The following is a 19,312-nucleotide window of genomic DNA, read 5'->3' as shown; positions in this document are numbered from 1 at the left end:
GAACAGGCGCCTGGCCATGCACGAGCACACCGCGCACCAGAAGGTGGCGATGCTCACCGGGGCGAACAAGGGCATCGGCAGCGCGACCGCCGAGCAGCTCGCCGAGCTGGGCATGACGATCCTGATCGGCGCCAGGAACCCGCGCCGCGGTGAGCAGGCCGCCGAGGCGGTACGCGCGGCGGGCGGCGACGCGCACCCGGTCACCCTGGACGTCACCGACCCGGCGTCGGCCGCGTACTCGCCCTCCAAGACGGTGCTGAACGCGCTGACCGTGCAGTACGCCAACGAGCTGCGCAAGGCCGGCATCCTGGTCAACCGCCGCCGACCCGGCTACGTCGACACCGACAGCAACAACCACACCGGGTTTCTCACCACCGCGCAGGGCGCCGCCGTCGTGGGGCGCCTGGCCACGCTCGGCGCGGACGGACCCACCGGCGGGTTCTTCGGCGAGGGCGGCCCCGTGCCCTGGTAACCAGGGTGGGGCGGCCGAGTAGGCTGGCCGCGACCGACCTGGCCGGCATCCTCCCGGCCGGGTCATGATCCGCAGTCCAACCGGCGGGGGCACCATGCGCATGGGCATCGTGGTCACGGCACAGCCCGGCGTGGCGGACCTCGCCGTGCGAGCCGAGGAGTCGGGCTTCAGCAGCTTCTGGGTCTACGACACACCCGTGCTGCACGGCGATCCGTTCGTGGCGCTGGGGCTGTGCGCAAAGGCCACCAGCCGGATCAAGCTGGGCGTCGGCGTGACCTCACCGGCGTTGCGGTCGATACCGGCCGCGGCGAGCGCGTTCGCCAGCCTCAACGCGCTCGCGCCCGGCCGGATCATCTGCGGCGTCGGCACCGGGAACACCGCCCGGCGCACCCTGGGAATGCCGCCGACCACGACGGCCGAACTCGAGGGGTTCACCGCCGCGGTGCAGGGCCTGTGCGGCGGAGGCACCGTCGAATACCGCGAGGGTGACCGGGTCCGCGACATCCGGCTCCTGCACGCCGGGCCGCACGTGAACACCACCGACCCCATCGAGTTCGTGGTGGCCGCGACCGGGCCGAAGGCCGCCGCCGTCGCCGGCCGCCGCGGCGCCGGCATCCTCTCCTTCGGCCTGCTCGACCCCGCGGCCTGGGGCGCGCTCCACGACGCCCGCCTGCGGGCCGCGGATGCGCCCCATGGCGCCGGCTCCTACGTCATGACCGCGCTGCACGTGCTCGACGAGGGGGCGGATCCCTACGGCGACGCGGTACGCGACGCGACGGGCCACATCGTCATGTCGCTGCTGACCTTCGCCGCCGAGACACCCGCGTTCGCCGAACGGCTCGGCGCCGACGTCCGTGACGCCGTGCGGTCACTCCTCGACCGGCGGGGCACCACGGCCGTCGCGCCCGACCGGTACATCGCGCTCTACCCCGGCTACCTGGAGCGCATCGCGCCGGCGGACCGGGACCTGATCCTGCCTTCGCTGATCGACGCGCTCACCCTGGCCGGGACGCACGACGACCTGCTCGCGCGCATCGCCACCCTGGAACAGGCCGGGCTCGACGAGATCGTGGTGCAGCCGGTCATCGATCCGGCGACGGAGCTGGCCGGGCTCGCGAAGCTGATCACCTGAGCGGTGCTCGGCGGTGCCGACGTTCGGCCGCTCCGTCGCGCTCGCCTCATTGGGCGAGGCGCCGGAGTAGCCCTTCGTGCACGTCGCTCACCCACTCCCAGCCGGGCTTGGCCGACGGGCCGATCCGTGGGTCGGCGGAGTCCTGGCCGTTCCGCAACGCGAGTACGTACGCCCGATCCAGGTCGATCCGGGCCTGTACCTGGCCGGAGCCGCCGACGGAACCGTGGCCCGGGACGACGACATCGACGTCACCCGCCACGCCCTCGAGCAGCCGCAGCGCGGTGAGGTACTCCTCGATCGCGGTGGCGACGTCTCCGTCGTCGAGCATCGGAACCAGGACGTCGGACAGCATGTCGCCGGCGACGAGAACCCCGCGCTCCTCGATCAACAGCGCCGCGTGGCCCGGGGCATGCGCCTGATGCTCGATGATCCGGACCTGAGGGCCGTCCCAGGGAACGTGCGCGGTTCCGGCGGGCAGGCCGGTAATGAGGCCGAGCAGGTCCAGCGGCACCTGCCCGGCGACTTCCGTCTCGATCAGGTGGGCGGCGATGCGGGCCTTCGCGTCTGCGTCCGACAACTGCTCTCGGACGGCGGCCGCGCAGCGCGCCGTGCCGTAACGGGGGGCCTCGCCGAGCCGGGCGTGCCAGAGCAGGTGGTCCCAATCCGGATGCGTGGAAAACCCTGCCACCACGGGCTGACCCAACTCGCGAAGGTCGTTCGCGAGGCAGTCGATCTCGGAGCCCGTCACGCCGGGGTCGATGAGCAACACACCGGCCCGGCCCCGCACCACAACGCCGTTGCTCTGCACGAACTCGCTCTCGTGGACCAGCACACCCTCGGCGACCTGCCTCAGCATGGGCTCGCCTCCTTTACGTCCCGGATGGCGTAGCGACGCATCGTGACGCCCTGGTTGAACGATCGCTGCTCGAGCAGGTCGAGCTCGATCGGCACGTCGTAGTCGTCGAACAGCGGCCTGCCGAAGCCGAGGATCGCGGGATGGGTGATGAGCAGCAGCTCGTCGAGTAGCCCAGCCCGGAGCAGTTGCGTCGCGAGCGCCGCGCCGCCCACACTGATGCTGCCGTCGGTCCCGGCCCGCAGGGCGGCGAGTTGCTCGATCGCGTCGTCTCCGCCGATGATCCGGGTGTTGTGATCGGCGCTGCGGCGGGTGCGGGAGACGAGCACCTTGGGCTTGGCGGTCCAGATCTCGCCGTACTCACGCATGAACTCCGGCAGCGACGCGTCCTCGCGCGCCTGTGGCCAGCACTCCTCCATGACCTCGTAGTAGACCCGGCCCTGGACCATGAGCGCGAGCGCCTGCGTCAGCGCGTTGCACTCGCGGTGCAGTTCCTCGTCGATGCGCAGCCACTCGCCGGCACCGTTGTCCCCGGGAACTTGCTCGATCCGCAGGTCGAGGGAAACCTGCATCGAATAGACGAAGCGGCCCATCAGCTCCTCGTCCCATGAGTGATTGTATTCTGCAACTACTATAGGTAGGGCGAAAAGCCTGTCAAGGAGGAATCGTGGAACCACGGTCCGGGTGTCCGATCAACGCCGCGGTCGAGGTGCTCGGAGATCGCTGGTCGTTGCTGGTGCTGCGCGACGTCATCTTCGGCGACCGCCGCTACTTTCGGGCGCTGCTCACCGGGTCGATGGAGGGCATCGCTTCGAACATCCTCGCCGACCGCCTCGTGCGGCTCGTCGACGCGGGGATCCTCACCCGCGGCACCGCCGTACGGGGGCAGCGCGCCCGCTACAGCCTCACCGAAGCCGGTATCCAGATTCTTCCGATCATCTACGCCCTCGGCAACTGGGGCCTCGACTGGCGCCCGGGCAGCGAGGAGCTCCGGAGCCGACAGCGGCTCATGCGCGATGAGGGTCCGGCGTTCGTCGAGGAGCTCATGGACGAGCTTCGCGTCCGCCACCTCGGCGCCCCGCCGAAGCCGCGCAACGGTCCAGGCCCGTTCGAGCGTCTCGAGGTCGCCTACGCCGCGGCCGGTGACGATGGGAGGCGTCCGCCGGGCTCCTCGACGTGACGGGCCGTTCGGTGCTGAGAAGGCGGCTCGGATCCCTTTGAGTGATCACGCCCGGTGGGTTCTTGATTCGTGCGGTGAGCCTGCCATCCGGCAGCTTTGTTACGCTTCGCGCCATGATCCACTTCCTCCACGGGTCATTCCGGCTTCCCGCGAAGTTCGCCATGCCCGGGGCGGGCACCCTGTTGGTCGTGCTGACCGGCGTGTTCATCACGATCCTGGACTTCTTCATCGTCAACGTCGCCATCCCGGCCATCCAGCGTGACCTGCACGCCGGTGCCGCCGCGACCGAGTGGGTCGTCGCCGGGTACGGCCTGGCGTACGGATCCGGGCTCATCCTCGGCGGGCGGCTCGGCGACATCCTCGGCCGACGCCGCATGTTCACCCTCGGAATGGCCCTGTTCACGCTTGCCTCGATCGCGTGCGGCCTGGCCCCCGACGCCGGTACGCTGATCGCCGCCCGGGTGGCGCAGGGCCTGGCCGCGGCGGCGCTCACGCCTCAGGTGCTGGCCATCCTGCGGACCGTCTACAGCGGTTCCGCCCAGGCCAGGGCCCTCAACGCGTACGCGCTGACCATGGGGATGGCCGCCGTCTTCGGCCAGCTCATCGGCGGCGTGCTGATCCAGGCCGACCTGTTCGGGCTCGGCTGGCGGGCCTGCTTCCTGATCAACGTGCCGATCGGGGTGGTCGCGCTCGCCCTGACGGGCCGCCTGGTCCCCGAGAGCCGTCCCGGCGCCTCGGCACGGCTCGACCTGGGCGGCACCGCCCTCGTCACGCTGGCGCTGCTCGCGATCCTGCTGCCGCTGATCGAGGGCCGCGACCAGGGCTGGCCGTTGTGGACGTGGTTGTCGCCGGCCGTCGCCGTCGTCCTCTTCGCCGCCTACGCGCGGCGGCGGCACGAGTCACCCCTGATCGACCTGACGTTGTTCCGCGAGCGGGCCTTCACCGCCGGCCTGCTCACCCAACTGGCCTTCACCATGGGCATGGCCGCCTACTTCCTGGTCTTCGCCCTGTACGTCCAGGGAGGACTCGGGCTGGACGCGCTGGGGGCCGGCCTGATCTTCACACCGATCGGCGCCGGCTATGTGGCGGCCTCACTGCTGGCGCCCAGGTTCGCCGCACGGCTCGGCCGCCAGGCGATCGCCCTCGGCGGTCTGGTCCGGGCCGCCGGCCTGGCGGCGCTGCTCGCCCTGGTCGCCTCGGGCGCGGCGATCGGATGGCTGGTGCCGGCGCTGGTCGTCGACGGGTTCGGCATGGGGCTGGCGCTCGCGCCGATCATGGGCACCGTACTGGCCAGGGTCGCGCCGCACCACGCCGGGGCCGCGGCCGGCGTGCTGACGACGGCTCAGCAGGTCGGCGCGGCCCTCGGCGTCGGCATCGTCGGCATCGTGTTCTACGGCAGCCTGCCGGACGGGGTGGGCCAGGCGTTCCAGCACGGGCTGCTCTACCTGATCGCCATCGCACTGGCCATCGCCGGCCTCGTCCAACTGCTGCCTCGCGCCCCCGGCAGCAGTAACGGGGATGAAGAAATTTCCCAGTAACCGAGCGCGCCGGAGTTTGTTGGAGCCACTTCCCGTCGCCAGCCGGAGCCCCTCACCAGTACCTCGGCGGGCTCGCATCGCGTCTGTAGCCGCGGTGTAGCGGAATTGTGGCGTCGCTGCGGAGCATGTGCCTGAAGTGCCAGTCATGGCCGAGAGGAGATCGCTAGATGAGCGCAGAACCAGCACCGATCAAGGTCGAGGACGACTTCGGCATGGAGGGTTACGAGGGCATCGGGCTAGAAATGGCCGTCGGTGACTCCCAGTTGGACCAGGTGGCCGGGTAGACAGCTGTTCGCGGTGCCCGCCATCCGCCGGGTGCCGCGAACATCCTCGTCAAAGGTCGGCAGACGAGAGGGACGAAAATGGACGCGACTTCAGGCCAGACAAAGATCCGCATCGTCAAAACCTCGACGCTGCATGGCCACGAGCTACATGACCTGCTCCCCATCCCACACACGACACGCCCCTCGGACTCGCAGGCCCTGCGGCGTTGTGTCGGTGACGTGGAATCCTTCACCACTCAGATTTGGGGCAAACGCACTCACGTGTCGCATGACAGCGCTCTGAGGGCCGAGCTGATCACCCTCACCGACATCGACCGCCTGCTGACGGCAACCTCGGTGTTGCGATGGGATCATATCCGGCTGGTCCAGGATGGCACGATCATCCCCCGCCCGAGTCACCTCAGACCCATGCGGGAGGCCATGCCGCAGGCGTCGCGCGGGGCCGCCGAGAGCGATCGGCTCCTTGACGCCGTGCATCGCGGCATCGCCAGCCCGTCCGAGGTCATCGTGGCGGTGACCGCCGGAGCGACCCTCATCCTCCAGGCGGTGCATTGGTACCACCGACCGGTCATGGACTTCTGCCGGGCCCTGGAACTCTTCATCGGCCACAAGTGCCAGGCCAACTTCTATCTGGGCCCCCCATCCGCGCAGGCGTTCACCCGCCACACTGATGAGCACGACCTCTTCATTCTTCAGGTGTTCGGAGAAAAGGTCTGGCACCTGGAGCAGACCCCTTGGGAGGAGGAACATGGCGTGGCGGCGACGCACGGCGAGATCGTGCTCCGTCCAGGGGACGTCCTGTACATGCCCAAAGGAACACCACATCTAGTGCGCACCGAGTCGGAGATGTCCGGGCACCTGTCCATCGGGGCTCTGCCGAACACCTGGCGCGACATCATGCTCGGCGTCCTGATGGAATCCCTGGAAGGGCACAGCCTGGACGAGGAACTGCCCCTCGACTGGATGCGCGAGGCCTCCCGATTGGCCGAGATCGGCGACAAGCGGATGGCGGAGCTGTCCGACCGGCTGGCCTCGCTGTCCCTGGAGACCGCACACTCGGCGCACCTCCGGCGTTTCCTCGACCAACTGCCTGACAGGATCCCCGGCAGCTTCGAGACTCGGGTGTCGTGCGAGGAAATCAACGATGACACGATCCTGGTCCGAGCGAGCGGCGTCCCATGCGAGCTGTTCGCGCGGTCGGCCGCCCGGACCCTGTACGCGGTGCTGGGGCAGCGCACCGTGAGCATGCCGCTCGAGTTCTCACCGGCGATGCGCCGCATCCTGGACCTTGAGACGTTCCGGCCGGCGGATCTGGCCGACACGCTGTGTCAGCAGGACCGCATCGAGCTCTGCCGCACGCTGCGTAACGCTCACCTGCTGCTTCCCGAAGCCACAGACGGAATCGATGAGCGCCCCGTCGCGTGCTAGGACGACCCCTGGTGGCCAGGTCGGCTGGTATCGCGTATCGCAGGAACGCCGGCTGGCAGGCGCAAGCTTCGTCTCCTGGGCCGGCTATGGGATGTACGCCCCAGGCAGCCTGCTCTTCCTGACGAAGGTCGCGGACGTCTCCATTGTGTACGCGGGTCTGGCGCAAACGGCCGGAATGGTGTGCGGACTGCTCGTCAGCGTTCCCGCCGGGCGCGTCATCGATGTCGTCGGCCCGCACCGGATGGCTGTCATGTCCTACGGTCTGCAAGCGGTGCTGTTACTGGCGATGAGCACCGCCTCTCCCCTCATGGCGATCCTGATGGTGATTCTCCAGGCGATCGCGGCCCAAATGGCGTACATCGCGCTCGGCGCCGTCGTCGCCGAGTTGCCCAATCCCGATCGACGGACCCGCGTCAGCGCGCTCCTGCAGAGCGCCAACAATCTCGGCTTCATGGCCGGAGCCCTGCTGTTCGGCGCGATCGTGACCGCAGGTGCGTCCACTGCCTACACCTCCTGCGTCATTGGGTACGCCGTGGCCCAAGCCCTCTGCGCGGCCCTGCTCCCGCGGACGAAGGGTGGCACCACCAGGCTGGATCAAGCGGACGAGCGAGCGCCCACGTTCTCGGTATCGGCGATCAAGGACATTCCCTATCTCGTCATGGCCGTGATGTGCGGACTCATGATGATCTCCGATGCCGTGCTCATCGTGGGCATTCCACTGTGGATAGCCGGCCATCCAAATATCCCCACCATTTTCACCACGCTGCTTATCGTGTTGAACACGGGCATTGTCATACTCCTTCAGATGCGGTTCAGCAGAGCGGTCGATTCCAGGCAGGCCGCCGTACGCCGCCTGCGGCTCTCCGGCCTCCTCATCGCGACAGCCTGCCTGCTCTTCGGGGCTTCCGGTCTGTTCGCACTGAGCGCGGCTCCGACGTTCCTGATCATCGGGGCGGTGGTTCTCACCCTCGGGGAGCTGATCTTCAGCCCCGCCAAGTGGTTCCTCCGTTACAACCTGGCCCGTGAATCCGCCCAAGGGGAGTACGGAGGGGTGTTCGGTATGGCCGTGGGGGCGGGCGCCGCTATAGGACCGGTCCTGATCGCAGGACTGATCGCGGGGATCGGCTCATGGGCCTGGCCGATACTCACGGTCGGCTTCCTGATCATCAGCCTCCTCACCTCGATCAGTGTCCCGCCCCGAGCAGCGGGCCGAAAGCCAGCGTTCAGCGATTCGGGCCGGCCGACGCGCCGGAGTCCGGCACTCCTGCGTAGTCGGGCAGTTCGGCGCCGTTGATCGCACGCTCGACCAGTTCGGTGAACCATTCGCCGGCGAAATCGGGGCTCGGCCCGGCGTCCGGCCCCGGGACCTCGAGGCTGTGTACGTGCAACCGGCCGATCTCCTGGTTGGCCTCCACGAACGAGCGCATACGAGCCTCGTAGCCGGCGAACCCGGCCTCCGGGTCCCACCCGGCGGCGGCCAGCTCTCCGGCCAGCAGGTAGGCGCCGACCAGGGCCAGCCCGGTGCCCGCCCCGGACATCGGCGACGCGCTGAACGCCGCGTCCCCGAGCAGCCCCACCCGTCCGCTCGACCAGCGGTCCATCACCACCTGAGCGACCTGGTCCAGATAGAAGTCCGGGGTGTCGTCCACGTGCGCGAGGATGCGCTGGGTCAACCAGCCGAACCCGTCCATCCGCTCGCACAGCAGGCGCTTCTGCGCCGCGACGTCGCGGTAATCGACGTCGAAGTCGGCCGCGGGGAAGGAGAGCATGGCCATCGCCCGAGTGGCATCCGGCATGGGCCGCAGGCCGGCGGACAGTCCGGCCTCCTGATAGTCGATCATCCAGCGGTCCACTCCGAACTCGTTGGGCACGCTGTAGAAGGCCAGCACGAGCCCGAGATGGCGGATGAAGTGCTCGCGCGGCCCGAAGACCATCGCTCGCAACTGCGAGTGCAGCCCGTCGGCCCCGATCACCAGGTCAAAGCGCCGCCGGTCGCCGCCGGCGAAGAGCACGTCAACCCCGTCCGCGTCCTGGCTGAGCTCGGCGATCCGGTCACCGAAGACGTACTCGACACCGTCCCGGGTGTCGTCGTGGAGCACTCGGGACAGGTCCCCGCGCAGGATCTCGATATCCGCGATGAACCCGTCGCCGCCGTGGTCGTCCGCGCGGTGGGTCTCCAGCACGTTCCCGTCCGCGTCCACGATGTACGCGCCGGCGGTATCGGTGCGGGCCGCGCGCACCGCCGCGTCCAGCCCCATCCGCCGGATGACCTCTTTGGCCACCCCGCGCGCGTCCACCGCCTGCCCACCGGGGCGCAGCTCGGGGGCGCGCTCCACCACGGTCACCTCGGCCCCCCGCCGGCGCAGCCAGTGGGCCAGCGCTGGTCCCGCGATGCTCGCCCCCGCCACCAACACCCTGATGCCGCTCATATCGCCTCCTGCTCGTCCGATTCGTGTCGATGATGTGAGTCGGCCCAGTCCTCGGTCCGCCTCCATCTCGATGGTCAGACTCGGGCGTGGCCAGGAAATCATCGCTGCGCGGTCATCGGATTCAGCGAAGGGTTGAACAGCAGCGTCGGCGAGTCGTGCTCCATCGCCCGGCCCAGCAGGAAGGCGCGTGAGATCGTCCGATGAGGGGCGTCGTCGAGCGCGCCCCGCATCGGACGATCACGGACGTCAACGCACGTAGATGTCCGGCCGGGCGGGAGCGCTCATCCGGTCGCCGATGAAGTAGCTCGTGTGCGGGGGCTGGTTGTAGGCGGTGTTCTGCCAGGCCACCGACACGCGGTAGAGCGGGTCGTGCATCAGGGTGTAGAGGCGCCGGTCCGTCGGCGTGGGCGTGGAGTAGACGCGCAGCGCGCGGTTGTCGCTGGTGGGCCAGACGACCTCCTCGCGCCAGTCGCCGAACAGGTCGGCCGACAGCGACGGGGTGGCCTTGGTGCCGTTGTTGGAGTGCACGCCCGAGGCGGTCAGCAGGCGGGTGTCGGAGCCGGTGCCGTATTTGTCGATGCGGGTCTGGTCGAGCAACTCCCTGACCGGGTCGGCGTCCCACCAGATGAGGAAGTTGACCGAGGACGGCTTGCGGCCGGCGGTGTTGCCGGTGACGCTGCGCAGATTGCCGTCGGCCGCCGACCAGAACTCACCGGCGACCCGCACCGTCGAGATGTCCCCGGCCACACCGCGGCCGTTGTCGGAGCCCGAGGCGGTGGACCAGAGGATCTGGCCGGTGCGCGGATCGATGTAGAGGGAGCCGGGCTGCGAGGTGGACTCGCTGACCTTGAAGTACTCCAGGCCCGCCCTGGCCGGGTCGAAGTCGCCCAGGTGCTGGGCGTCGCCGTGGCCGGTACGGGTGCTCCACAGGCCGGTGCCGTTGTCGTTGACGGTCATCGCGCCGTACACGATCTCGTCACGTCCGTCGGCGTCCACGTCGCCGACGGACAGGCTGTGGCTGCCCTGCCCGGCGTACTGGGAGCCCGCCGAGTTGCTGTCGAACGTCCAGCGTTTGGTGAGCGTGCCGTTACGGAAGTCCCAGGCGGCGATGACGCTGCGGGTGTAGTAGCCGCGGGCCATGATGAGCGAGGGACGTTCGCCGTCCAGGTACGCCGTCCCGGCCAGGAACCGGTCGACGCGGTTGCCGTAGTTGTCGCCCCAGGAGGAGACCGTGCCGCGCGGCGGGTCGTAGGTGACCGTCGACATCGCGGCGCCGGTCTGCCCGTTGAACATGGTCAGGAACTCGGGGCCGCTCAGCACGTACCCGCTGGAGTTGCGGTAGTCGGCGCTGGAGCTGCCGATCACCGTGCCGCGGCCGTCCCTGGTGCCGTCGGCGGTCTTCATCGCGACCTCGGCCCGGCCGTCGCCGTCGTAGTCGTACACCTGGAACTGGGTGTAGTGGGCGCCGGCGCGGATGTTGCGGCCCAGGTCGACGCGCCACAGCCGGGTGCCGTCCAGGCGGTAGGCGTCCACGAAGACGTTGCCGGTGTAGCCGGACTGGGAGTTGTCCTTGGCGTTGGACGGGTCCCACTTCAGGACGAACTCGTACTGGCCGTCGCCGTCCACGTCGCCCATGCTCGCGTCGTTGGCGCTGTAGGTGTAGGAGACGCCGTCGGGGGTGGTGCCGCCCGACGGCGGCTGGATGGGGACGTCCAGGTAGGAGCCGCCGGTGAAGCGGAGCGAGGCGGGGGACGCGGCCTGCTCGGCCCCGCCGACCACCGCGCGCACGGTGTAGGAGGCGTCGGCGGCGGCTCCGTTGTCCAGGTAGTTGGTGGAGGTCGTCAGGCCCGAGGCCACCCTGGTCGAGCCGCGGTAGAGGTTGAAGGAGACGCCGTCGGGGTCAAGGCCCAGCAGTCTCCAGGAGACGAGGTTGCCGGAGCCGGAGCGGACGCTGATCAGCCCTCGGTCCAGGTCCTCCATCTGCTTGGTGGGCGGCGCCGCCTGGGCCGGGGCGGAGGGGAGCGTGGAGGCGGCCAGAGCCAGGACGGCGGCGGCCGCGAGGCGTAAGCGCATGATGGGTTCCTTTGCGTGTGGTAAGCGCTTTCCCGATGAGCAAAAAGAAAGTTTCACGAGGCGGGGTGACGCGGTGATAGCGCTAACAGGCACGCGCGGAGAACGAGGGCGGTGAAGAATGCTGCCCGACCTGCGGGGATGGTCACAGGGACTCCTCGACGGCGACAGGGTTGGCTGGGGTCAGCGCCAGGGCGTATTAAAGCCAGGCGCCTGCCCGTCGGCAAGGCCCTTTCAAGTCCGCGCCGCCGCCGGCCCGGCGCCACGGCGACGGCGTGGTCGGTGCGGCTCGATGGCTACACTGTTCCCGTGATCGTGGGCCGCCCCCTCGAACGGTCGCGACTGACCCGCCTGGTGGCCGATGCGAAGGACGGCCGGAGCCGGTCGCTCGTGCTGCGCGGCGAGGCCGGGATCGGCAAGACGGCCCTGCTCGACTACGCGGCCGCCATCGCCGACGGCATGCGCGTGCTCCGCATGGTCGGGATCGAGTCCGAGGCCGAGATTCCGTTCGCCGCCCTGCAGTTGATGCTGGCCGGCGACCGCCACCGTTTCGACACCCTGCCAGAACCACACGCACAAGCGCTGCACGCCGCGTTCGGGACGGGGTCCGCCTCCGGCGACCGGCTCATCGTGGGAGCGGCGACCTTGACGCTGCTCTCGGAGCTCGCCGGTGACGGCCCGTTGCTGTGCCTGTTCGACGACGTCCAGTGGTTCGACCAGTCCTCCGTCGACGCCCTGTTGTTCGCGGTGCGGCGGCTCCACAACGACCCCATTGCGGCGATCTTCGCGGTGCGTGACGGCGAGCGGCCCTTCACCGCCTCCGGGATCGACGACATCCGCCTGCCGCGCCTGGATCACCGGGATTCCGCCCGGCTTCTCGCCAGCATCGGCTTCTTACCGAAGGAGATCGCCGACCGGGTCCTGCTGGAGTCGGGCGGCAATCCGCTGGCGATCGTCGAGCTCGCGGCCAACGCCGCCGGTGGCACGCTGCCGGCACCTGTCGTCCCGCTCGCGGCCGCCGGACGGCTGGAGGAGCACTATCGCCTGCAGATCCGCGCGCTGCCCGAGCGCACCCGGCTGGCGTTGCTGCTCGCGGCCGCCGACCAGGGGTCCGAGCCGTTGTTGTTCCTGGCCGCCGCCCGGCGGCTCGGGCTGGACGCCTCCGACCTGGAGCCGGCCGAGCGCGGCCGGCTCATACGCGTGATGTCCGACGCCGTGGAGTTCCGGCATCCGCTGATCCGCGCGGCGGCGTACCAGGAGGCGCCCTTCGCCCGGCGGCTCGAGGCGCACCGGACGCTCGCGGACGCCCTCTCCGATCCGCGCGACGCCGACCGCCGCGCCTGGCACGCTGCGGCCGCCGCCACCGGCGGCATCGACGACAAGGTGGCGGCCGAGCTGGAGAGGGCCGCCGAGCGGGCCTTCGGCCGCGGCGGGCCGATGGGCGCCGCGCGGGCGCTGGAGCGGGCCGCGCAACTGAGCGGCGACCGCGCCGTCCGAGCCCGGCGTCTGGTGGCCGCCGCACGTGCGGCGTATGACGCCGGCCAGCTCGACCGCGCGGCCGAGCTGGCCACCGCCGGTGCCGCGTTGACCCAGGACCCGGGCGAGGCGGCCGAAGCGGGGTGGGTCCGGGCGCAGGTCGCCTACGAGCGAGGCTCGCCCGCCGGAGCGAGTGTGCTCGCGCTCGACGCCGTCACGCCCGTGCTCACGGCTGATCCGGTCCTCGCCGTCGGCCTGTTGACGGAGGCGACCTGGTGCGCGCGCGACGCGGCCGACGAAGACCTGCTCAGCCGATGCGCGGAGCGGTTGCGGATCGTCCGTGGTGGCCCCACCGAGATCATCGGCGGTCTGGTGGGCTTCACCGACTTGTTGCGCGGCCGGCCCGAGGCGGCCGTGCCGCCGATGCGCGACCTGCTCCATGCCGCCCACACAGGGGGCGTGGAGGGGTCGGTCGAGCGGCTGACCGCCGGATTCATGGGCGTGCTGATCGGCGCGGACGACATCGCCGTGCCCCTGCTCGACGGTCACGTCGCGACGCTCCGCGACCAGGGCGCGCTGGGCTGGCTGCCCTACGCCCAGGAGCCGCTCGCGCTTGCCCTGCTGGTCACCGGCAGGTTCCAGGACGCGGCCGCGAACGTGGCCGAAGCCATGTCGTTGGCCGCCGAGCTGGGTCAGGACCTCCAGGTGGTCGTCCTCACCGCGATCTCGGCCTGGCTCGCCGCGGTTCGCGGCGAGGTGGCCGCCACCCGCCGGCAGGCCGACCTCGTCCTGGACGATCCCCGGCACCATGCGATGGCGGCCGCCCAGGCGAGGTGGGCACTGGCCCTGATTGATCTCATGCACGGCGACCCCGCCGCCGCGCTCGACCGGCTCGACGACGTCTGCGGCGGCATGTGCGGCTGGGACGTGACCATCCGGGCCATTCCCGACCTTGTAGAGGCCGGGGTACGCGCCGGTGACCCGGAGCGCGCGCGGCGGCATCTGACCCGGCTCGCCACGTGGGCGGAGCAGACGCGGAGCCCGGTGGCGACCGCGCTGGTCCTGCGCTGCGAGGCTCTCCTCAGCGATGGACCCGAGGCCGGGCAGCGATTCGAGGCGTCATTGGGCGTCAAGGGATGCGGGCCCTACGACCGGGCTCGCACGCGGATGGCGTACGGCGAATGGCTGCGACGCAACCGCCGCCGCTCCTCTGCCCGGACCGAGCTACTGGAGGCACTTGCCGCGTTCGAACGCATCGCGGCGCATGGCTGGCGTCAACGGGTCAGAACCGAGCTCGACGCGCTGGGCGGCGCCGTCCCCGACCCGCCCGCGGCCGTCGGCGGGGTCGCCCGCCTCACTCCGCAGGAGTTGCAGGTCGTACGACATGCGGCACTCGGGTTGAGCAACCGCGAGATCGCCGCTCGATTGTTCCTCAGCCCTCGCACCGTGGGGCATCACCTCTACAGGGCGTACCCGAAGCTGGGCATCAGCAGGCGCGCGGAGCTGTCCCAGCTCGACCTGTGACGGGTAAGTACGCCGGCAATTCACCGCCAGTCGTTCGACCGATGCGGCCCGGTCACCTCCACTCCTAACGTTCACGGCATGTGAGGGGAGAGGCGTCCGCCATCGTTCGCGGGCGCCCCTCCATGAACGGAGATCGGAGAACCCCCGATGGGACAGCTCGTCGTCCACAACGACATCGCCGCCAACGGCGTGTTCGAGTCGCCCTCACCCGAGGACTGGCTGGTGCTCGACACCGACAGCTCGGACGCCGGGCTGGAGCAGCTCATTCTGGCCGACGCGTTGGTCCTCGGCCGCAAGACCTACGAAGGCCTGGCGGCCGTCTGGCCCCACCTGACACAGGACCCCGTGCTCGGGCGCTTCGCCGGCCGGATCAACGCCATGCCGAAATACGTCGCGTCGCGCACGCTGACGGAGCCGCTGGAATGGAACGCCACGCTCATCAAAGGTGAACTCGACCAGGCGGTGGCGGAGCTGAAGAACGCGCACAGCGGCAGGTTGATCGTCTCCGGCGCCGGAGAGCTCGCCCATGCTCTCGCCCGCCAGGGGCTGGTCGACGAGTTCTGGCTCCGGGTCCATCCCACGCTGTGGGCGACGGGCCCGCGCATCTTCGACGGCGTCGGACCCATCCGCCTGCAACTGGTGGCCGCGACCCCGTACCGGTCGGGGGTCGTGTGGCTGCGCTACCGGCCCGCGACCGGCTGATCCCGCCTGGAGCGTCGACGACGCGAGCGCTCTGGCGCGGTTGGTCTTTTGCCCGCATTCTAGAGCGATGATTACTGACCGAGTGACCTGGCCCGCGAACTCCGGGTTGGGCACGAAGCACTTGGAGGTGCAGCGATGGACACATCCGCGTATTTGACGGCCGTCGTCGAGCAGACGGCCACCTTGGCCGATTGGGTGCACGGCAGGGACGCGGCGACCCCGGTACCGACATGTCCGAAGTGGACGCTGGCCGATCTTGTCGACCATGTCGGCGGGACACAGCGCATGGTGACCATGCTCGTGGGCGAGCAGATGACCGAGCCGAGCAGGGCGTTCGCCGGCCACGTCCCGGGTCCGACCGATTCGGGCCAGTGGCGCGCCTGGCTGAGCGACGGCGCGGCCGAGGCGAGACAGGCGTTCGCGTCGGCCGCCGATGACACACCGGTGTGGGATCCGTCGGGCGCCGCCGCGGGCGTGCCGTTCTGGTCACGCCGGCTGTTCGGCGAGGTCTGCGTGCATCGCGCGGACGCGGCGGTGGCGCTCGGCGTGCGGTACGAGTTGGCGCCGGAGCTTGCCGTCGCCGCCATCGAGGACTGGCTGAAGACGATGACTTCCCGCGGCTATTGGGAGAACAGGTCGGGCTTCGCCGACGCGATGCGCGGGGGCGGTCAGACTCTGCATTTCCACGCGACCGACGCGCCTGGGGAGTGGGTGGCACGCCGGGAGCCGGACATGGTCGTGCTGGAGCGCACGCACACCAAGGCGGACGTCGTACTACGCGGCCCAGCCGTCGATCTCCTGCTCGTGATCAGCAGGCGTCGCCCCCTGGATGCGGCTCCGGCGCTGGAAGTGGAAGGCGATCGGACGCTGGTCGACCACTGGATCGAGCACATGGACTGGATCGCCGAGGGCTGATCCACGCGTGTCCAGGCCACCTGATCGCCGCGACTGCCCGGAGATCACCGCAGCAGAACCTGTAACGACCGGACCCGAGGATGATCGAGAAAGGGTAAGGTCGCCGCATGAGGAACAAGATCATATGTATGGCCGCCGCTGCAGCCGCCATGGCGTCAGCGGTCGCCATCAGCGCGTTCGCCACGTCTCCAGCCAACGCCACGTCGAGCGCGGCGGCCGCCTGGGAGTATGTCGCGTCTTATCCACTGACCACCGCGGGCCAAAATAGCTGCCGTGCCGCCGGCAGGCTTTTGGGAGGCACTTGGCGGTGTAACGGCATTCAAGGCGCGCACTGGTCCCACACCACCTCGCACTATCACCTTGAGGTCTTCGAGTAAGGCATAACTCGGCCCGGTGGCTCACCCTGCTCTTTGCCGCCGGGTCGGCTGGACGCCTCGGGGAGAAACGCCGGTTCAGCGCGTCGCCCGACCGGCGCAGCAGGTCGGTGGCCACCCGGGCAGCGACCTGCTGATCGCGGGCCAAATCGTGAATACGCTCGACCTTCTCCTGCACGCTGACCGGATGATCGACCAGCCGCTCGGCGGCATCCTGCGTCCACCGGTGCTCACCCGTCCGCTCGTCGCGTGGCGGTTTCGCGATGGTCGTCCACCGCTTCTCGTCCTCGGGGATCTCCGCCAGGATGCGATGCACGCTGTGGCACACGCCGGGCCGACCTACGGCTTCACCGGGCTCTGGCCGTCGCGTGCCAACGTGTCATTCGACGGCGCTCTGGCCCAGGGAGTACACGCGGTGGACGTCATGGTCGAGGCGAGCCTCTACGATCCGGCGCGCGCCGCTGCCGGCCGCTCTGCACCTGCTCACGTGGCTGCCCAACGCGCTGGTGATGCTCCGCGGCGGCCCCGGATGATGACCATCGACGCGTACCTGGTGCCCGGCGACGTCGACTGGCCACCCTCAAAACCGGCAAAGGCAGGGCCATCAGGTTCTCCACCCTGGCCCGGCTGTGCGAAGTGCTCGAGATGCCGTGCAAGCGGATGGCCGCCCACGTCAAAGCATCCCAACCAGGACGCCGCCCGCCGCGCCGAGACCTCGCCGGAATTTCCTGGCCGTTGAACCACCGGGACTCACAGCCTGGCTGCCGCCGGCGCGCTCCAGGTTCGGCATGGCCGGGAAGGCGTCCGCCGAGCCGCATGCGGTGCGCGAGCTCATCCGGCCTCGTGCTCGTGAGGCCGGATGAGCCGGTGCTGTTGAGCGGTCATCGTGATCTCGGCGGGCACATCTCGGCTTCCATTTCCTTGGTGAGGATGCTGATCGGGTTGTCCCAGTCGCCGTTGATGTTGGTGACGACCATGTGCCTGCCGTCTCGGGTGCCCATCGCATAGGTCCAGGAGCCGTGGATCCTGCCGCCGTTGCCCCAGACCGTCACGCCGCAGGACAGCTTCTGGGAGAAGATGCCGAGCCCGTAGGCGGTGTTGTCGATCCACTGCACGCCCTTGGTGGAGACAGCGGTGAACATCTCCGTTTGCTGTGCGGGCGGCAGCAAACGGCCGTTCAGCACTGCCCGGTAGAAGGTGTGCAGGTCGCTCATGGTGGAGACGATGCTGCCGGCCGCCCCGGCCCAGGAGGGGTTCATGTCGGTGAGGTCGTAGGGGGTTGTGGTGTCCTCGCCGACCAGGAACTTGACGTAGTGCCGTGCGTGCGGCTTGCGCAGCTTCGTGCCTTCGCCCGGCAGGTACGTTTTGCGCAGGCCGAGCGGGCGGATGATGCGCCGGTTGATCTCTTCGGTGTAGGACCTGCCGGTGACCTTCTCGATGATCATCCCGGCGAGCGTGTAGTTGGTGTTGGAGTAGCCCCAGCCCTTGCCCGGCGCGAAGGAGGGCGGGTTGGCCATGGCCACCTTCACCAGATGCTCGGGACGGTAGCTGTTGAAACGGCCCTTGAGGAAGGCGGTGCTCCACTGTTCGGTCGCCAGGCCCTCATCCGAGGTGTAGGGGAAGATACCGCTGGTCTGGTTGAGCAGTTGCCTGATGGTGATCTTGCCGCCGTCGTGGCCGTTGCCCTTCACCACGCCGGGCAGCCACCTGTCCACGGTGTCGTCCAGGCTCAGCCGGCCCTCGGCCGCCAGCTTCAACACCACGACCGCGACGAACGTCTTGGTGGTGCTGCCGGCCCGGAAGTACTCCTGCCGGCGGCGCTTGAGGCCGGTGTCGGTGTCGGCCACGCCTGCCGTACCGAACCATGACCCGCGGCCGTCACGGACTTCAGCGATGGCGCCAGGCAAGCCGTCGGCCACGGCTCGGTCAAGCACCCGCTGGAGCCGGGCGTGGTCGTCGGTGCGGCGGTCGGCGTGGTCGCCGGCCGCCGCCGACGACGCGCTTACGGTCACGGCGACTGCGGCGGCGAGCAGGCAGGCGGTGGTGGTGCGGAGGATCTTGGTCATGGGTCGATCGCCATTCATACAGGTGGAGTGTTGGTGTAGGGGAATACGTGAGTCGGCTGGTGACGCGATGGAGCAGGATGTCGCCCTGGGTGACGTGGGCGTGGAGCTCGACGGTGTTGCCGTCGGACACCTCGGGGTCGTCGGCGGTGGTGAGGGCAGCCTGGCCCCGGGCGTGGCCACGGTGATGTCGCCGTCGCCGGTGCTCAGGCGCGACCCGCCGGTGCGGGCGAGGTGGATGTGGCCACGGGAGACGTGGGCCCGTACCTCGCCCAGGCGGCCCTGGCCGTTCAGGTGCCCGTCGCGGAGGCTGATGTCGAGCGCCGAGCCGTTGGGCAGTTCGACCGTCACTGCGCGCGTCCGGGAAGGGATCGGATGCTCGAGCGGTCCCTGACCGTCAGGCGGCCGCCTGCGTAGGTGACGCGGGCGCGTTCGGCGGCTGCGACGTCGGTGGCGTCGGTGCACTGGGTCGCGCTGGTGCGGATGTCGGCGGTGGTGGGCGGCGTGCTTACGCACCGATGGAAACGCCGAACTCCGCTTCGATGATCTTGAACATGGGGTCCCAGGACTTCCACTCGGTGTTGGTGTGCACGGCGATGGTGTGCCGGCCATCGGGAGTGCCGACCGCGAAGAAATAGGAGCCCCAGAAGCTGCCGCCGACGCCGCGCAGCGTCCGGCCGCCGGTCGCCTGCTCGTCGAACTCGAACATGCCCAGGCCGTAGCGGGCGTGCGGCATCCAGATGCCGGGAATGCCGACCTCGGCCACCGACCAGTCGAGCACCTGCTGCACGTTCTCGTGGGCTGCCATTGCACTGCCTTTCGGAGGTTTCTTCCGTACGTCCTCCACGGTGTCCACCGGCGCTTACATGCGT

18 protein-coding genes are annotated in these 19,312 nt (G+C 69.7%); 10 read left to right on the top strand and 8 right to left on the bottom strand.

What is annotated here, in order from left to right:
• Positions 1-16: 16 nt before the first annotated feature.
• Both AB0I15_RS47810 and AB0I15_RS47805 read left to right on the top strand, forming a co-directional pair.
• Positions 17-472, top strand: coding sequence for an SDR family NAD(P)-dependent oxidoreductase (locus AB0I15_RS47810; protein WP_358112423.1), 456 nt, complete (start codon positions 17-19; stop codon positions 470-472).
• Between the two features lie 64 nt (positions 473-536).
• Positions 537-1,604, top strand: a complete 1,068-nt coding sequence (locus tag AB0I15_RS47805) for an LLM class flavin-dependent oxidoreductase (RefSeq protein WP_358112420.1) — start codon at positions 537-539, stop codon at positions 1,602-1,604.
• 46 nt (positions 1,605-1,650) lie between these two features.
• Here AB0I15_RS47805 and AB0I15_RS47800 read toward each other — a convergent pair whose 3' ends face one another.
• Together AB0I15_RS47800 and AB0I15_RS47795 are read right to left on the bottom strand one after the other, a co-directional pair.
• Positions 1,651-2,460, bottom strand: a complete 810-nt coding sequence (locus tag AB0I15_RS47800; protein ID WP_358112417.1) for an MBL fold metallo-hydrolase — start codon at positions 2,458-2,460, stop codon at positions 1,651-1,653.
• A complete protein-coding gene (locus tag AB0I15_RS47795) occupies positions 2,454-3,050 on the bottom strand; it encodes a dihydrofolate reductase family protein (RefSeq protein WP_358112414.1) in 597 nt (198 codons plus the stop codon). Before AB0I15_RS47795 ends, AB0I15_RS47800 begins: the two co-directional genes overlap by 7 nt.
• A gap of 74 nt (positions 3,051-3,124) precedes the next feature.
• On the opposite strand from AB0I15_RS47795, the gene AB0I15_RS47790 reads away from it, so the two are divergent.
• From AB0I15_RS47790 to AB0I15_RS47775, 4 genes are all read left to right on the top strand, one after another.
• Positions 3,125-3,637 carry a helix-turn-helix domain-containing protein gene (locus tag AB0I15_RS47790; RefSeq protein ID WP_358112411.1) on the top strand — a complete coding sequence of 171 codons (513 nt, stop codon included), beginning with the start codon at positions 3,125-3,127 and terminating at the stop codon, positions 3,635-3,637.
• 113 nt (positions 3,638-3,750) lie between these two features.
• Positions 3,751-5,175 (top strand): MFS transporter, encoded by a 1,425-nt coding sequence (locus AB0I15_RS47785; RefSeq protein WP_358112408.1) that lies wholly within the window; start codon positions 3,751-3,753, stop codon positions 5,173-5,175.
• Positions 5,176-5,537: 362 nt separating this feature from the next.
• Complete coding sequence (locus AB0I15_RS47780; RefSeq protein WP_358112405.1) at positions 5,538-6,887, top strand: cupin domain-containing protein; 1,350 nt, start codon at positions 5,538-5,540, stop codon at positions 6,885-6,887.
• Positions 6,865-8,181 carry an MFS transporter gene (locus AB0I15_RS47775; RefSeq protein ID WP_358112402.1) on the top strand — a complete coding sequence of 439 codons (1,317 nt, stop codon included), beginning with the start codon at positions 6,865-6,867 and terminating at the stop codon, positions 8,179-8,181. The genes AB0I15_RS47780 and AB0I15_RS47775 overlap by 23 nt, the downstream gene beginning before the upstream one ends.
• Here the strand turns inward: AB0I15_RS47775 and AB0I15_RS47770 are convergent.
• The 3 genes from AB0I15_RS47770 to AB0I15_RS47760 form a co-directional block, all read right to left on the bottom strand.
• The gene (locus AB0I15_RS47770; protein WP_358112398.1) at positions 8,111-9,316 is read right to left on the bottom strand and encodes an FAD-dependent monooxygenase; all 1,206 of its coding nucleotides are present in this window, start codon (positions 9,314-9,316) and stop codon (positions 8,111-8,113) included. The genes AB0I15_RS47775 and AB0I15_RS47770 overlap by 71 nt on opposite strands.
• 98 nt (positions 9,317-9,414) lie before the next feature.
• Positions 9,415-9,546, bottom strand: a complete 132-nt coding sequence (locus AB0I15_RS47765) for a hypothetical protein (RefSeq protein ID WP_358112394.1) — start codon at positions 9,544-9,546, stop codon at positions 9,415-9,417.
• A 16-nt stretch (positions 9,547-9,562) separates the two neighbouring features.
• Positions 9,563-11,389 carry a rhamnogalacturonan lyase gene (locus AB0I15_RS47760; protein ID WP_358112391.1) on the bottom strand — a complete coding sequence of 609 codons (1,827 nt, stop codon included), beginning with the start codon at positions 11,387-11,389 and terminating at the stop codon, positions 9,563-9,565.
• A 306-nt stretch (positions 11,390-11,695) separates the two neighbouring features.
• Between AB0I15_RS47760 and AB0I15_RS47755 the strand changes: the two genes are divergently transcribed.
• The 3 genes from AB0I15_RS47755 to AB0I15_RS47745 all read left to right on the top strand — a co-directional run bounded on the left by AB0I15_RS47755 (position 11,696) and on the right by AB0I15_RS47745 (position 16,003).
• A complete protein-coding gene (locus tag AB0I15_RS47755) occupies positions 11,696-14,386 on the top strand; it encodes an AAA family ATPase (RefSeq protein ID WP_358112389.1) in 2,691 nt (896 codons plus the stop codon).
• Positions 14,387-14,533: 147 nt separating this feature from the next.
• Positions 14,534-15,088, top strand: coding sequence for a dihydrofolate reductase family protein (locus AB0I15_RS47750; protein WP_358112387.1), 555 nt, complete (start codon positions 14,534-14,536; stop codon positions 15,086-15,088).
• Positions 15,089-15,223: 135 nt separating this feature from the next.
• Positions 15,224-16,003 (top strand): maleylpyruvate isomerase family mycothiol-dependent enzyme, encoded by a 780-nt coding sequence (locus tag AB0I15_RS47745; protein WP_358112385.1) that lies wholly within the window; start codon positions 15,224-15,226, stop codon positions 16,001-16,003.
• Between the two features lie 168 nt (positions 16,004-16,171).
• Here AB0I15_RS47745 and AB0I15_RS47740 read toward each other — a convergent pair whose 3' ends face one another.
• Positions 16,172-16,672: a DUF6192 family protein gene (locus AB0I15_RS47740; protein ID WP_358112573.1), complete on the bottom strand. Its 501-nt coding sequence runs from the start codon at positions 16,670-16,672 to the stop codon at positions 16,172-16,174.
• Between AB0I15_RS47740 and AB0I15_RS47735 the strand changes: the two genes are divergently transcribed.
• A complete protein-coding gene (locus tag AB0I15_RS47735; protein WP_358112576.1) occupies positions 16,565-17,116 on the top strand; it encodes a hypothetical protein in 552 nt (183 codons plus the stop codon). The genes AB0I15_RS47740 and AB0I15_RS47735 overlap by 108 nt on opposite strands.
• Before the next feature lie 142 nt (positions 17,117-17,258).
• Here the strand turns inward: AB0I15_RS47735 and AB0I15_RS47730 are convergent, their stop codons facing one another.
• The gene (locus AB0I15_RS47730) at positions 17,259-18,443 is read right to left on the bottom strand and encodes a serine hydrolase domain-containing protein (RefSeq protein WP_358112382.1); all 1,185 of its coding nucleotides are present in this window, start codon (positions 18,441-18,443) and stop codon (positions 17,259-17,261) included.
• 505 nt (positions 18,444-18,948) lie between these two features.
• Positions 18,949-19,248, bottom strand: a complete 300-nt coding sequence (locus AB0I15_RS47725) for a hypothetical protein (RefSeq protein WP_358112379.1) — start codon at positions 19,246-19,248, stop codon at positions 18,949-18,951.
• Between the last annotated feature and the right edge of the window lie 64 nt (positions 19,249-19,312).

The sequence above is a fragment of the Nonomuraea sp. NPDC050643 genome, assembly GCF_040654715.1.
Lineage (GTDB): Bacteria > Actinomycetota > Actinomycetes > Streptosporangiales > Streptosporangiaceae > Nonomuraea.
This window is presented reverse-complemented; position numbering and strand designations above follow the sequence as displayed.